Origin of the sequence: Polaribacter sp. BM10 (assembly GCF_002005425.1) — a bacterium.
In the GTDB taxonomy this organism is placed as follows: Bacteria; Bacteroidota; Bacteroidia; order Flavobacteriales; family Flavobacteriaceae; genus Polaribacter; species Polaribacter marinaquae.
The window spans coordinates 259211-274716 of the sequence record NZ_CP019704.1 but is presented as its reverse complement, the minus strand read 5'-3'; the positions used below and the strand labels follow the sequence as shown (position 1 = coordinate 274716).

At 29.1% G+C, this 15506-nt stretch carries 10 protein-coding genes and 3 tRNA genes; 8 read left to right on the top strand and 5 right to left on the bottom strand.

All coding sequences use genetic code 11. From position 1 onward, the window contains the following. The first annotated feature begins 8 nt into the window (after window positions 1-8). The 8 genes from BXQ17_RS01175 (at window position 9) to BXQ17_RS01140 (ending at window position 9733) form a co-directional block, all read left to right on the top strand. Window positions 9-869: an RluA family pseudouridine synthase gene (locus tag BXQ17_RS01175; RefSeq protein ID WP_077808866.1), complete on the top strand. Its 861-nt coding sequence runs from the start codon at window positions 9-11 to the stop codon at window positions 867-869. An 84-nt stretch (window positions 870-953) separates the two neighbouring features. Then, window positions 954-2231 carry a hypothetical protein gene (locus BXQ17_RS01170; RefSeq protein WP_077808865.1) on the top strand — a complete coding sequence of 426 codons (1278 nt, stop codon included), beginning with the start codon at window positions 954-956 and terminating at the stop codon, window positions 2229-2231. Continuing rightward, window positions 2231-3313, top strand: a complete 1083-nt coding sequence (locus tag BXQ17_RS01165) for an AI-2E family transporter (protein ID WP_077808864.1) — start codon at window positions 2231-2233, stop codon at window positions 3311-3313. The genes BXQ17_RS01170 and BXQ17_RS01165 overlap by 1 nt, the downstream gene beginning before the upstream one ends. A gap of 6 nt (window positions 3314-3319) precedes the next feature. Then, window positions 3320-4495 carry an SAM-dependent methyltransferase gene (locus BXQ17_RS01160; protein ID WP_077808863.1) on the top strand — a complete coding sequence of 392 codons (1176 nt, stop codon included), beginning with the start codon at window positions 3320-3322 and terminating at the stop codon, window positions 4493-4495. 74 nt (window positions 4496-4569) lie between these two features. Next, window positions 4570-5379, top strand: a complete 810-nt coding sequence (gene fdhD, locus BXQ17_RS01155) for a formate dehydrogenase accessory sulfurtransferase FdhD (protein ID WP_077808862.1) — start codon at window positions 4570-4572, stop codon at window positions 5377-5379. Next, a complete protein-coding gene (locus tag BXQ17_RS01150) occupies window positions 5372-7663 on the top strand; it encodes an FdhF/YdeP family oxidoreductase (RefSeq protein WP_077808861.1) in 2292 nt (763 codons plus the stop codon). The genes fdhD and BXQ17_RS01150 overlap by 8 nt, the downstream gene beginning before the upstream one ends. A 19-nt stretch (window positions 7664-7682) precedes the next feature. Then, window positions 7683-9221, top strand: a complete 1539-nt coding sequence (locus tag BXQ17_RS01145) for a hypothetical protein (RefSeq protein WP_077811325.1) — start codon at window positions 7683-7685, stop codon at window positions 9219-9221. 248 nt (window positions 9222-9469) lie between these two features. After that, the gene (locus BXQ17_RS01140) at window positions 9470-9733 is read left to right on the top strand and encodes a hypothetical protein (protein WP_077808860.1); all 264 of its coding nucleotides are present in this window, start codon (window positions 9470-9472) and stop codon (window positions 9731-9733) included. 87 nt (window positions 9734-9820) lie between these two features. Here BXQ17_RS01140 and BXQ17_RS01135 read toward each other — a convergent pair whose 3' ends face one another. From BXQ17_RS01135 to BXQ17_RS01115, 5 genes are all read right to left on the bottom strand, one after another. Beyond that, on the bottom strand, window positions 9821-12787 hold the full coding sequence (locus BXQ17_RS01135) for an ATP-binding protein (protein WP_077808859.1): 2967 nt from the start codon (window positions 12785-12787) through the stop codon (window positions 9821-9823). Between the two features lie 203 nt (window positions 12788-12990). Continuing rightward, a tRNA-Arg gene (locus BXQ17_RS01130) sits at window positions 12991-13064 on the bottom strand. Window positions 13065-13093: 29 nt separating this feature from the next. Beyond that, window positions 13094-13168, bottom strand: a tRNA-Pro gene (locus BXQ17_RS01125). 18 nt (window positions 13169-13186) lie between these two features. Beyond that, window positions 13187-13270, bottom strand: a tRNA-Ser gene (locus BXQ17_RS01120). Window positions 13271-13371: 101 nt separating this feature from the next. Next, on the bottom strand, window positions 13372-15435 hold the full coding sequence (locus BXQ17_RS01115) for an HD family phosphohydrolase (RefSeq protein WP_077808858.1): 2064 nt from the start codon (window positions 15433-15435) through the stop codon (window positions 13372-13374). Window positions 15436-15506: the final 71 nt, after the last annotated feature.

The window sequence follows — 15506 nt, the reverse complement described above, 5'->3', positions numbered from 1 at the left end:
TTTATGTATTGAATTTACTAGAAACCCATTTTGTAAAAAAAATAGAGAAACCGATTCGTTTTCAAGAATACAGCGTCGGAATATTTAATGCTATACCAACAAAATCAGGAATTAAAAAAGCTATTAAAAAAGGATATATTTTTATTGATGATAAAATAGCCACAACTGGAATATATATTTCGGGAGGAGAAAAAATAGATCTTTATGAATCTGAAAACACTTCAACTTTTGAAAGATTAAAACTAGATTTAGAAGTTTTGTTTGAAGATGACTATTTAGCTATTATTTATAAACCTGCAGGTATTTTAGTTAGCGGTAACAAATTTGTAACTATTGCAAATGCTTTATCGCAAAACCTTATTAAAAGTTCGCTTGCAGATGCAGTAAAACCGCAACCAATTCACAGATTAGATTACCCAACTAGTGGATTGTTATTAATTGGAAAAACAAGTTTATCTATTATTGAACTAAGTAAATTGTTTAAAGAAAAGAACATCAGAAAAACATATTTTGCTGTAACAATTGGTAAAATGAACGCTAAAGGCTACATAGACAAACCAATAGACAACAAAGAAGCTTTTACAAATTATGAAGTTTTAGAATCTGTAATTTCTAAACGTTTCAATTTTTTAAATTTAGTAAAACTACAGCCAGAAACAGGCAGAAAACACCAATTACGTAAGCATTTATTTTCTTTAAAAAATCCTATTTTAGGAGACAAAGATTATTTTTTAGAAAACAAAATTCTAAACGGAAAAGGTTTGTTTTTACACGCAGCAACTTTAGATTTTATACATCCGTTTACCAAAGAAAAAATTACTATTTCAAAAGAATTACCTAAAAAGTTTAGAAAAATTTTCTGTCATTAAAAATCTATTTTAGATTATTCTAAAGAAAACAAATCATAACTTATTTAAAATTGATAAATTTACAGTCTAATTTATCTAATATTCATGAAGAAATTTTTCAAAATTCTAGGTTTTATATTTTTAATTTTTATCCTATTTTTAGGTATTTATTACTTTGTTAATAACGAAAAATTACCAAAAGGCGAAAAGGGGAAAAAAGCAGATGCTTTGGCAACTAAAATGTTAACAGCCTTAAATAAAGACGCTTTTGACACTACAGAGATTATAGAATGGAATTTTAGAAACGAACATTTTTATGTTTGGCACAAACAAGAAAATTTAGTTGAAGTTTCTTGGAATGAAAATAAAGTTCTTTTAAAAACTAAAAATCCATCAGATTCTGAAGTTTATATAAATGATAAACTTACTAAAAATGACGACTTAATTAAGCAGGCAGAAAGCTACTTTAACAACGATTCTTTTTGGTTAATTGCACCTTACAAAGTTTTTGACAGCGGTACAGAAAGACGTCTTGTAAATTATAACGATAAAGATGCACTTTTAATTACTTACAAAACCGGCGGTTCTACTCCAGGAGATTCTTATTTATGGATTTTAGATGATAATAATATGCCAATTTCTTATAAAATGTGGACATCTATAATTCCTCTTGGCGGAGTATCGGCTACTTGGTCTGATTGGAAAAATACCAAATCTGGCATAAAGTTACCTACCAAACATAAACTTTCGATTTTTGGACTAGAAATACCAATGAATAACGTAAAAGCTTACAATAAAAAAGCAAATGAGTTAGCACACAAAATATTAAAAGCAATAAAGCATGAAAACTATAAAAAAACACGCTTTATAGAATGGAGTTTTGGCGGAAGAAGGCATTTTAAATGGGACAAAGAAAATCATATTGCAGATGTTTCTTGGGATACAATCCGTGTAAACTTACATCCGCAAGCAAAAGAAAAAAGCACCGTTTTTTACAATAATGTTAAGCAAGACATTGCTGATAAAAAAATTGTAAAACGTGCTTGGGATATTTTTAATAACGATTCTTTTTGGTTGGTTGCACCTCACAAACTTTTTGATGATGGTACCATTAGAACGATTAAAAAAGTAAATGATAAAGATGCACTTTTAGTAAAATATACTTCTGGCGGAACAACACCAGGAGATTCTTATCTTTGGATATTGGATGAAAACTATGTACCAATTAGCTACAAAATGAATGTTGCTAGCATGAAAATGGTAGAAGTACCAGCAACTTGGCAAGATTGGATTACAACAGAAAGTGGTACAATGCTGCCGACTAATCATACTTTTGCTAATGGTAATAATTTAAGTATGGGAACTGTAAAAGCTTATAATTAATGACTTCTAAAACAATTGCAAACGGTATTTTAAGAGCTTTAGCTATAATAATTGGTATAGTTTTACTTGGTTATTTCTTGTACGCTATTCAGTCTGTAATTGTATATATTATTATTGCAAGTGTACTTTCTTTAATTGCTAGACCACTTATAATTACATTACGAAGAAAATTAAAATTCCCTAATACACTTGCTGTTGTTTTTACAATGATATTAATGCTTGGTTTCTTAACAGGCTTAATAGTTATGTTTATACCTTTAGTTGCAGAACAAGGTAAAAGCCTATCGTTATTAGAAGTAAATGAATTGCAGAACAATATTCAAGAAATTTTTAATCAAATAACTTCGTACTTTTCATCTAAAGGTATTGATGTTTTAAGCGAATTAAAAAATGTAGATTTTTTATCTCAATTTAAAGAAATACCAAACCTTTTAAACTCTGTTTTGGGTGCTGTTGGTTCTTTAAGTGTTGGCTTATTTTCTGTATTATTTATTTCTTTCTTTTTTATGAAAGACAGTCAAATATTAAAAAAAGGAGTACTTGTAATTATACCTAACGGTACAGAAACAAGATTTTCTAAATCTTTAGAAACTATTAATAATTTGCTTTCTAGATATTTTATTGGTTTGTTAATTCAAATTACAATTCTATTTATTTTATACACATTAATTTTATTAATTTTTGGTATTACCAATGCTGTTGTTATTGCTTTTCTATGTGCATTGTTAAACTTAATACCTTATGTTGGGCCAATGATTGGTGCTGTTTTAATGTTTATTTTATCGATGACAAGTAATATTGGTTTAAACTTTCAAGAAGAAATTTTACCAACAACAATGTATGTAATGTTTGGGTATTTAATTGCACAATTAATAGACAATTTTGCAAGTCAACCATTAATTTTTTCGAAAACAACTAAATCTCATCCTTTAGAAATATTTTTAGTAATTATTATTGGAGGCTTACTTTTTGGAGTTCTTGGTATGATAACTGCGGTACCTTGCTATACTGCTTTAAAAGTTATTTTAAAAGAGTTTTTATCTGATAATAAAATTGTAAAATCATTAACCAAAGACTTGTAATTTCTTTTGAATTTAGCCATTTTACGTACAGAAGTTCAGCAATTTATTTTAGATAATTTAAAAGCTGATATTACCAAGTTGATTTTAAAAGGAAGCCCTTTTAAAGATATTACTGTACAAGAACTGGCAAATCAAATTGTAGCGAAACAAAAATCTGAACAAAAACTACCTACTTGGTTTACTGCAGATAAGATTTATTATCCTGCAAAATTAAGTATCGAACAAACTTCTTCTGAAATTACAGCAAAATACAAGGCAAATCTTGTAAAAGGAAATACTATTATCGATATTACCGGTGGTTTTGGTGTAGATTGTTACTATTTTTCTGAAAACTTCAAAGCAGTTACACATTGTGAAATTGATACTGATTTATCTGCAATTGTAAATCATAATTATAAGCAATTAGAAAAAAAGAATATTGCAACTTTTTCTGGAAACGGATTGGATTTCTTAAAAAATACTGATCTTAATTTCGATTGTATTTATATAGATCCTTCTAGAAGAAACGATGCAAAAGGAAAAGTTTTTTTATTAAAAGATTGTTTACCAAATGTGCCAGAAAACATAGATTTTTTGTTTTCTAAATCGAGTATAATCTTAATTAAAAATTCACCAATTTTAGACATTACAAGTGCTATTAACGAACTTAAATTTGTCAAAGAAATTCATGTAATAGCAGTTCATAACGAAGTTAAAGAGTTACTATTCATTTTAGAAAAAGAGTATAATAATTCTATCAAAATCATTACCAAAAATATTGGGAAACAAAAAATAGAAAATTTCAGTTTTAAATATAAAGAAGAATCAATTTCTAATTATTCTGAACCACTTGCTTATTTGTACGAGCCAAATGCTGCGATTCTAAAATCTGGCGGATTCCATCAAATTACAGATCAGTTAAACGTTTTTAAACTTCAGCAACACTCGCATTTATATACATCAGAAAATAAAATAGATTTTCCGGGTCGAACTTTTAAAATTGAACATATTTTAAATTACGATAAGAAAAAGATTAAAAAAATCTTGTTAGATAATAAAGCGAATATTACGACTAGAAATTTCCCTAAAACAGTAACTCAGATAAGAAAAGAAACTAAAATTAAAGATGGAGGAAATACATATCTTTTTTTAACAACAGATTATAAAAACAACTTAATTTGTATTGTTTGCTCCAAAGCATAATCACCTAGTTACCTCTTAAATTAACTACACTATTTTCTTTATTTTTTTACGTTTAAAGGTTAACTTTACGGCTTATGCAAACATTTATTTACCAAGGATTAAAAATTACAGACTCAAATCAATCTTCTATTGAAGATAATTTAGTTGTAGAAGCTCCTTTACAGATAAATATTAATAATGATGCATATACTGTTGTAATGCGAACGCCTGATAACGATTTTGAACTTATTAGAGGTTTACTTTACGCTGAAGATATTTATAAAAAAAGTAGTGCTCTTGAGTTCGAAATCATAAAAACTACACAGAATATTCCTGCAATTATAAATGTAAACATCAGCAAAGAAAACTTAGGAAAAGGCTATTTAAACAAACGCACTTTATTGTCTGTTTCTTCTTGCGGAATTTGCGGAAAACAAGAATTAAAAGACTTAGAAATTTCTGGAAAAAAATTATCAAATAAAAATCTTCTTTCAGCAAACAACATTCATAAAATGTTTGTTAAAATGAGCGCTTTACAAAACACTTTTAAAGATACTGGAGGTAGTCATGCAGCTGCAATTTTTGATAAAAAAAATAATTTATTGTCTATTAAAGAAGATATTGGTAGGCACAATGCAGTAGATAAAATTGTTGGCGATTTATTAATCAATAATAATTTAAAAGCTGCAAATTATTTATTAGTAAGTGGTAGAGTTTCTTATGAAATCGTTTCGAAAGCCTTTATCGCTAAAATACCTGTAATTATTGCAGTTTCTGCTTGTTCTTCTTTAGCTGTAGATTTTGCTAAAGAATTTGGCATCTGCTTAATAGGTTTTACTAGAGAAAACAAAATGACAATTTACGCAAATCCATCATACATTCAAAATAACGAAACTTATGTCTAAAAACACAAACGCACAACCACCAGAAAAACTTACCGGAATTAAGTTAAAAGACATTCCAGATTCTGCGGTTGGTTTTAAAGCAATTACATCTGCATTAAAACATGTTACAGAAGAAGTTGGTTTGGTAAAAGGTATTGGTTTATTAAAAAATTTAAATCAAAAAGATGGTTTTGATTGCCCTGGTTGCGCATGGCCAGATCCAGATGCTAAAAGAGCTTTTTTAGCAGAATATTGTGAAAACGGTGCAAAGGCTGTTGCCGAAGAAGCTACCAAAGATAAAGTTTCGCCGCTATTTTTTGCAACCCATTCTGTTAACGAACTTTCTAAATTATCTGATTATGAAATTGGAAAAAGCGGACGAATTACGCAACCCATGTATTTGCCAGAAGGAAAAGATAATTACGAAGAAATTTCTTGGGAAAACGCTTTTTCTATAATTGGACAAGAATTAAATGCTTTACAATCTCCAGACGAGGCAATTTTTTACACCTCTGGAAGAACAAGTAACGAGGCAGCATATTTATATCAATTGTTTGTTAGACATTACGGTACTAATAATTTACCAGATTGTTCTAATATGTGTCATGAATCTAGTGGTAGTGCACTTTCAGAAACGTTAGGAATTGGTAAAGGATCTGTTACTTTAGACGATTTTAATCATGCTGATTTAGTTATAGTTATGGGGCAAAACCCAGGAACCAATCATCCAAGAATGTTAACCGCATTAGGAGAAACTAAAAATAATGGCGGAAAAATAATTACTGTAAATCCGTTACCAGAAGTTGGCTTATTAAATTATAAAGATCCACAGAATCCATTAAAATGGGTTGGTTCTGGTCAAGATTTAACCGATTTATTTTTACAAGTAAAAATAAACGGTGACGTTGCATTACTTAAAATTATTTTAAAATTAATGAAAGAAAGAGAATTAGCATCGCCTAATTCTGTTTTTAATCATGAATTTATAAATAGTAAAACCGAAGGTTTAGATGCTCTTTTAAATGATCTTGATACTTTTTCTATTGAAGAATTATTACCTCAAACAGGTTTAACCCTAGAAGAAATTAAAAAAGCTACCGAATTAATAATTAATAATGAAAACATCATTATTTGTTGGGCAATGGGCTTAACTCAGCATAAAAATGCGGTTGATAATATTAGAGAATTGGTAAATATTCTCCTGTTAAAAGGAAGTATTGGTAAAAAAGGTGCCGGAACTTGCCCCGTTCGTGGTCATTCTAATGTTCAAGGAGATAGAACTATGGGTATTTGGGAAAAAATGCCAGATTCGTTTATCGATAATTTAGAAAAAGAGTTTTCATTTAAAGCTTCTAGAAAACATGGTTATGACGTTGTAAACTCTATAGAAGCTATGCATAACGGTAAAGCTAAGGTTTTTATTGGAATGGGTGGTAATTTTGTATCTGCAACTCCAGATACAGAATACACAGCAGATGCATTAAGAAACTGCAATCTTACAGTTCATATTTCTACAAAACTAAATAGAAGTCATTTAATTCACGGTAAACAAGCATTAATTTTACCGTGTTTAGGGCGCTCAGAAAAAGATATTACTGCAAATGGAGAACAATTTATAACCGTAGAAAATTCTATGGGAGTTGTGCACCAATCTAAAGGTCATTTAAAACCTCACTCTCCTTTTTTACTAAGTGAAACTGCAATTGTTGCAGGTATGGCAACTGCTACTTTAGTTAATTCGAATGTGAATTGGACCAAACTTGCTTCTAATTATGATTTAATCAGAAATAAAATTGAAGCAACAATTCCTGGTTTTAATAACTATAATGAAAAAGCAAGAATTAAAGGCGGCTTTTATTTACCAAACAATGCTAGAGATAACAACTTCTCTCCTACTGCCACAGGAAAAGCAAATTTTACACTAAATCAACCATCTGATTTAAATTTAAATAAAAATGAATTTATAATGATGACAATTAGAACTCACGATCAATATAACACAACTATCTATGGCTTAAATGATAGATATAGAGGAGTTTTAAACGAAAGAAGAATTGTTTTTATGAATGAAGAAGACATGAAAGAAAACAATTTAAATCAATTAGATTTAGTAGATTTGGTGAGTCATTTTAACAATGAAAAAAGAATTGCAAAAGGATTCTTAGTTGTAAAATACGATATACCCAAGCAATGTACAGCAACTTACTTTCCAGAAGCAAATGTGCTTGTACCAATAAAAAGTGTGGCTAGAAAAAGTAACACACCAACATCAAAAACAGTTATTATTACAGTTGAAAAAAGATAAAAATTTTAAAATTAAACTTGTGAAAAACTATTTATTAATTTTAGCTACCATTTTTTGCACTCAAATTCTTACTTCTCAAACTAATTTAGTTCCAGAAAAAAAAGTGCAAAACGGATTTTTAAAAGTAGATTTTTTATCTATTGAAATGCCACAACTAGAAATTCCTAATGAGCCAAATATGGGGTTTTCAGGAATACATTATAATTTATTTTTAAATGATGATTTGTATGCAGGTTTAGGTATTTATGGTGCTGTAACTGGTAGAAGAGGTGGTTTTTTTACACTTGGTGTTAATGCTGGATACAAGAAATTTTTAACCGAAAAATTATTTATAGATACCGGTTTTCATTTTGGTGGTGGCGGTGGAGCAGCTGCGGCAGATGGTGGTGGTGCCTTTATTTTACCCCACTTTAATTTAGGCTATAAATTTGATCATTTCAACTTAAATGCTGGTTACAGTTATGTGAACTTTTTTGATGATGGAAAAATTAACGGAAGTCAATTAAATTTTGCAGTAGAAATCCCGGTAAACTTTAATTATTCTGATTATAATGTTATTGATGAAAAATTTTCAATTCAAGATTTAGAAAATTCATCTTGGAATAATCCTACTAAAAAATCATCTCTAACAATACATTTTAATAATTTAAAAGCTTTTAAAGCCAAAAATTATGCAGGAGGAGTTATTGAAGGCAAAACAATTCGATTAGCAGGTTTTGAATTTGCAAATTACATTACAGAGAATTGGTTTGCTTTTTTAAAGCTAGATGGGGCTTACAGCGGAATTAGAGCTGGATATATGGATGTTTTATTAGGAGCTGGTTACAATTTCTCTTTTAATAAAAATAGAACAAACATATTAACCAAACTTGCAATTGGCGCCGGTGGTGGCGGTGGCGTTAATTCTGATGGTGGGTTTATGATTTCACCAGATATTTCTATTGAACAGAAATTATTTGATAATACTTACTTAGCATTAAATAAAGGATATTTATTTACACCAAACACAGAATTTTTTACAACTTCTACTTACGGATTTGGTCTAAAATATTATGTAGATAGAAATGGGACACAATCAAGCTATAAAAACTTTAAAGAAGGTAAATTTAAAGGAATACAACTTATTGTAAAGCAAGATTGGTATTTAGATGCAGAACGTATGGAATTAGATACAGAAGATATGCACCAAATATCCTTACAAGTTAACTTTGATCTTTCTAAAAATTTATATGTAGCAGGTCAAACTTCATTTGCTAACTTTGGTAATGCAGGTGCTTATGCAGAAGGAATTGTTGGATTAGGTCTTAAATCTGGTAAATTTTTTAATAAAAGCACCACAATTTTCACACAAATTTTAGCTGGTGCTGCTGGTGGCGGAAACATTAGCACAGGCGAAGGATTGATTATAAAACCAAGTTTAGGACTTAATTATCAACTAACTAATAAAGTAAGCTTAAGAAGTGCTGTTGGTTATGTAAAAGCTAAAGGAGGCGAATTGAGCAATCCGTTTTTAAATTTTGGATTAAATTTTGATTTTTCTTTTCTAAATATGAAATAATTTTTTGTACATTTGCAATATCAATTCTAAGCAATTGAACTCCCTAAATTAAGCTTATAATTATTTTATAGATTTATGTATTTATTTACATCAATCGAAATTATAATACAAAATAAAGCACCCTAACTTTACAAGTATTTTTGTTCTATTATTTTATAGTTCCAGAATAACTAAAGTATCAACCTCTAAAAATTAGTTTCTGATTGTAAATAATAGTTTTTATTCAATTTTATAAAAATTATTTTAAGATGAAAAAAGTTTTTTTAACAACATTATTTGCAAGTTTAATGCTTGCCAGTTGTCAACCAGCAAAGACAGAAATAGAACATTATGAATCTAATAAAGCTGTAGTTGCAAAAGAATTCCCAAATTACCACATAACATCATTTAGACAGTATAGTTACATTTTTCAGGTATCTAACCCAGAACATGTAATTAAGTTAACTTTAGATAATGCTGTTATTGTAAAGAAAGATACTTTAAAAGTATTTGCTACAGTAACAAGAAGATAATTACTCCCCCAAAAGTAAGTTTAAGTACGTTTGTTAACGTAATTTGAGTAACCATTTTTTATGGTTACTCATTTTTATACATAATATTTAACTTGGCAACACTTCTATATTTAAGTGTTTTTTTAAGACTCCAGAAGGCCTATCTTTTGATTCATCAAATATTCTTGTATCACCAAACAATATAAAGCTATCTTTAGCTCGAGAAACTGCAACATTAAGCATATTGGGTTTATTGTCTCTATCAAAAAATAACACACCTTCATCTTCTATACTGTAAACAGAACTAAATAAAACTATACTTCGCTCTGCACCTTGCAATGCATGCACTGTACCTAATTTTATATCGTTTACTTTAAAACCAGAATCTATTAACGCTTTAGATAATTCGGTTTTTTGACTAGCAAAAGGTGTAATAATTCCTAAAACTTTTTCTATGGATTCTACATTATATGCTTTTTGAATATCAGCCTTATGTCTGTTTAGCCACATAATAATAGATTTTACTTCATTTTTATTATGACGACTACTAAATTTTCTTTCACTTAAACCTTCTATATGATATGCCATCATAGAAGGAAAAATTTGATCTTTACTTGCTTTTCCTTTCATTGGTTTAAGAATACCATCATAAGCTAATTCATTACAAAAATCAATAATTTCATCATTACATCTTCTATGTTCTAATAATAACAATCCGTTTTCTTTCTTTGTAATTAGCGGTGTTTCATATTCACATGCATTTTGAGCCATTTTCATGATACTACCATTAGATGCCAGAAAACCAATTTCTTTTAAATAATTATAATCATCTTGACTAGAGACAATATGCTGATTTAACAAATTACCAGAATCAATTTTTGGAGGTATAGACCAAATCGGTTCTATTTGTTTTAAATCTCCTACTACAATTGCTTTTTTTGCCAACGAAAAAATAGGAATACTTACCTCTGGAGTTACTTGTCCGGCTTCATCAATAATTAATAAATCTAGAAAATTAAACAATGGTAAATATTCAAAAACAGCTTTTCCGTTTTCGTTTTCACCTTGAAACTGACTAAATAAAAAGTGTGAAGGCGCCATATATAAAGTTGCAACAAAACAAGGAGTTAACATTGCTCTTCTTTTCCATTTTGCAGCTACTACTCTTTCTCCTGTTCCTTTTTCTGTTTCATTAAGTAAAACATCTTCGGTTTCTAAAATCCATCTTGCTTCCCAATAATGTGTTGCTAATAAAAAAGCTTTATGACGAATATTTAAGTCAATTTCATCATAAAAAAAACGATGACTTTTATCTTCAGATTCCATTTTTTCATACTCAAACTCCCACATTTGTTCTTCAGAGACAAATGGGTAACCGGTAATACTATTTTTAAATTTCCAGTTTTTTAATTTTAAGTTGGATGATAAAGCTAGATTTATATCTGCAATACATTTTTTGATAAATATCAATGTAGCATCAGAATTTTTTAAAACTTCTTCATCAATTTTAAAAATTTTATCTGAGTTTTCATTTTTAGAATCTACTTCAAAGTATTGCTGTACTTCTTCTAAAAAATTACGCTCATCCGAAGAAGATTTAAGTGTATTTAGTATCGTTCTCCATTTCTGTAAATTAGAAATTTGAATAGTATTTTTCTGAATATGATCTTTCTTATTAAGTAAAAGATTATTTACACTTTTAATGGATTTCAAATAATCTTGAGAAATACGAACTCCGTCAATTAAATTATCTTGTAAAATAGTTATTTCTTCTTGAAGTTGAAGGCAAGCATCTTCTAACGAATCTAATTCTCTATTAAAGTACTCGGTATATTTACTAAAATAAAAATGTTTTGCATCTTCTATATACTTTTCATTTTCTAGATCACATAGAGTACCTTCATTGCCAAACATATTGCCTTTAAGGTAATTTATATCTTTAAGTTTTTTTTCACTTTTAGAATTCGAAGGTAAATAAGTGGCATACCCGTTAAAACCAGGAATCCATCTTTCTGCCAAATCACCTAAAGTACTCTTAGAATTTATAAAACTATCTATAATATTTGTAACCGCTTGGTTATTTGTTGAACATGCCAAAATAACTGGTGCACCATCTCCTTCTATAGCTGCTCTAACAACTTCTGTAGCAACCAAACTTTGTAAAAGTGTTGTTTTTCCGGTACCAGGCGGACCATTTACAGCAGTAATTGCATTTTCTTCTGCTGTAAAATATGATAATAAAGTTTTTCTCTGACTTATAGAAAGCGGAAACTCATTAGACATTTGACCTAAATGTAAATGATTATAATTTAAAAAACCAGCATCTGTTATCGGTTCTCTTTTCTGCTTTAAATTAGGGTCTATTAATTTAGAAATTAAGGGCAGTTCTTCTGTTTCACTTAATAAGTTTTCATATAAAAATAAGATACTTTTTGCAGCAGAAATCTTAGAACTTCTTGCAAAATAAGTCGCTTTATGATTTGTTGTAAATCCTTCTGCATGATAACTCGCAATTGCATTGTAAGTCACTTCAGAAAAAATCATATTTACATATTCCCAATAAACATCCCAAGGCAAAACCTCATCTTCAACTTCTGGCTTTTCTATTTCTCTAGCTTCTGCAATTGTTTCTGTGGATGAAAAAATAAAATCGTTTCCAATATCTGCTTTAGGATCTAAATAATCACGAACAAATAGCGGAAAAATTTCTTTTGGTGCTGATAATTGACCTGCTCTATTTACTCTTGCGGTTATCCAAAAAGGATAAATAGATTTTTGCTTAAAATTTTGGTCTGCTGAAATTACATCTAACTGAAAAGGTGCTATAATTATTTCCGTATCGAAAATTGTGTACCAATTTACATGCTCTTTATTGGCAATTCCTTTTAACCGATTGATTCTTTTTTCTTCAAAATCTAACATATCAGTCGCGTTATTAGGGTTGATTGTACCTGCGCCTAAGTCACAATAATTTTGATGAAAAATATTTTTTATTCTAGAAATATCAACGGCTAAATTCTCGCTATCTATTAAACTATTTTTATAATAATGCAACCAGTTTTTAACGTTATTCATTTACTTAATACAGATTAGCTCTTTGAAGAAATTAGAGGGCGAATATATACTATTTAAGAAGCAATTATCAATTATAAAAGTAGATTGTTGATAAATAAAATTACCTTAAAATATTATTTATTGATTTCTAAATAATTAGAAAAATTGAGATTAAAAATACTTTATATAAACAAAAAACCATCACATTTCTGTGATGGTTTAAGTGAGCCCTGAAGGATTCGAACCTTCGACCGCCTCCTTAGAAGGGAGGTGCTCTATCCAGCTGAGCTAAGAGCCCGTAGTTTTTATGTTTCTACGAAAACAGTGTCGGGGTGGCAGGATTCGAACCTGCGACCTCCTCGTCCCAAACGAGGCGCGATGACCGGGCTACGCTACACCCCGAGAATTAAACAAAAATTGCGGAGAGACAGGGACTCGAACCCTGGCGACAGTTACCCGTCGACAGATTAGCAATCTGCTCCATTACCACTCTGGCACCTCTCCTGTTTTAGAACTTATCCGCAGTTGTTTAAAATTGCGAGTGCAAATGTAATACTAGATTTACAATTTTACAAGTTGTTTGCTACTTTTTTTTATCTTTTTTTTTAATCAGGATACTCAACCCTTAAGTGATAGATGTTTAGCAATTTTTTCTTTATCACTTTTTTTATAATTTCAATTTCTTTAAAAGTAATGTCTGAATTTAAAAATTGATTGTCTGACATCTGTTTTTCGATGATTTTATCTATTAAATCACTGATAGATTGCGCTGTAGGTGTTTTTAAGCTCTTAGAAGCTGCTTCTGCTGCATCACACATCATTAATATTGCTGTTTCTTTTGAGAACGGATTTGGCCCCTGATATTGAAATTTTTTAACATCAACCTCAGTATCCGGATTCAATTCTCTTTCCTTCATTAAGAAATAATAAGTAGTGCTTGTACCGTGGTGTGTTCTTATAAAATCGATAATTCGATCTGGTAAATTGTATTTCTTTGCTATTTCAACTCCTTTAATAACATGATCTGTAATTATTTTTGCACTATCTCTTGGTGATAATTCATGATGAGGATTTACACCTGTAGTTTGATTTTCTATGAAATACATAGGATTTGCCATTTTACCTACATCATGATACAGCGCACCGGTTCTAACCAACATCGAGTTTGCACCAATTTCATTTGCTGCAGCTTCTGCTAAATTAGCAACTTGCATTGAGTGCTGAAAAGTTCCTGGAGCTTTTTCATTTAGCTCTCTTAATAATTTTGAGTTTGTATTAGAAAGCTCTAAAAGAGTTACATCAGAAACCAAACCAAAAACTTTTTCATAAATATAAATTAAAATAATTGCTAAAAAAGATAACAATCCGTTTACGGCAAAAAGCATAAAATAATCTAAATTAATCTGCGATGCATTTCCTTCTTTTATAATTGAAAAAGCAAAGTAAGTAATCATATAAATTCCTGTTATTTGTGCAACCGAAATAAATAAATTTGCCCTTTTATAAAGTTCTGATACACTTAAAATAGTAACAATACCAGCAATTATATGTAGATAAATAAATTCGAAACTATTGGGTACAACATACCCCAATAAAAGTACGGTTAGTACATGTGTAAATAAACCCAACCTTGCATCAAAAAAAGCTTTTAAAATAATAGGTAAAATACTTAAAGGAACAACATATAAATAATCTGAATTATAATTTATTACCAATGTTTGTATAAATATCATTGAAAAAACATTGAAGAAAATAAATGTTACTTTGTTGTTGTTATTAAATATTTCAATTCTATTTCTTTGTAAAAAAAGCAATAGCATTAACAACGCTAAAGCAACTAGGATGGTGTATCCAAAAATAATCCAATTATAATTAGATTCTGTCCATACATTAGATTCAGATTCACTTTTAAGAGAATTTAAAATTGCTAATTTCTTCCCTTCTACCAAATCACCTTTTAAAATAATTAACTCACCTGCAGAAACTTTTCCTTTTGTGTAAGAAATATTTTTAGTTTCGTTATCAATAACTTTATCTGTATAAATGGCGTCATAAGTTACATTTGGTTTTATAATTTCTGATAAAATTGTAAAAATTTGACTTCTTAAAGATTCATTTAAATCAGTATCTAAACCATTTGTTATCGATTTTAAGACTTTATTAGAATTGTACAAATTTTTAAAAGGAACATCTTTTACTTCATTCTTATTTCTAAGAGCAACTAATTCATCTTTATTAGAAACTCTATCTTGGCTAACTACTTCTAAAAAGCCTGTTTTATAGATTTCATCAATAACCTTTAACCCTAAATTCTTTAATAATTTTGTTTTTTCTGCTGATAAAGTATCAATATTACTTAAACTATTTACTTTATTTTTAAAGGAAGACTTTACTTGATTCTCTATTGTTTTATCAACAATAAAATACAATTTAGCATTTGCGTCTATTTGCTTTTTCTCTATTTTAATCTCCTCTTCAGACTTCTGAATTGCAAAATCAAAAGGAGCATACAAATTATCATACCTCCATAATTGCCCGTTACTAAAATCATATTTAAACTGACCTCCTTTTGGAAACAAATACACAATAGCTATCGTGGTCACTAAAAACAATATTACCTTAAAAATTATGGTGTTGTTTTGATAAAGTTTATTTACAAAATTACTCATGCTTATTTTCTTATAAATACAAACTTACAGTAAAAAAATTAAGGTTAGAAATTCAAGAGAAACAAACCTTT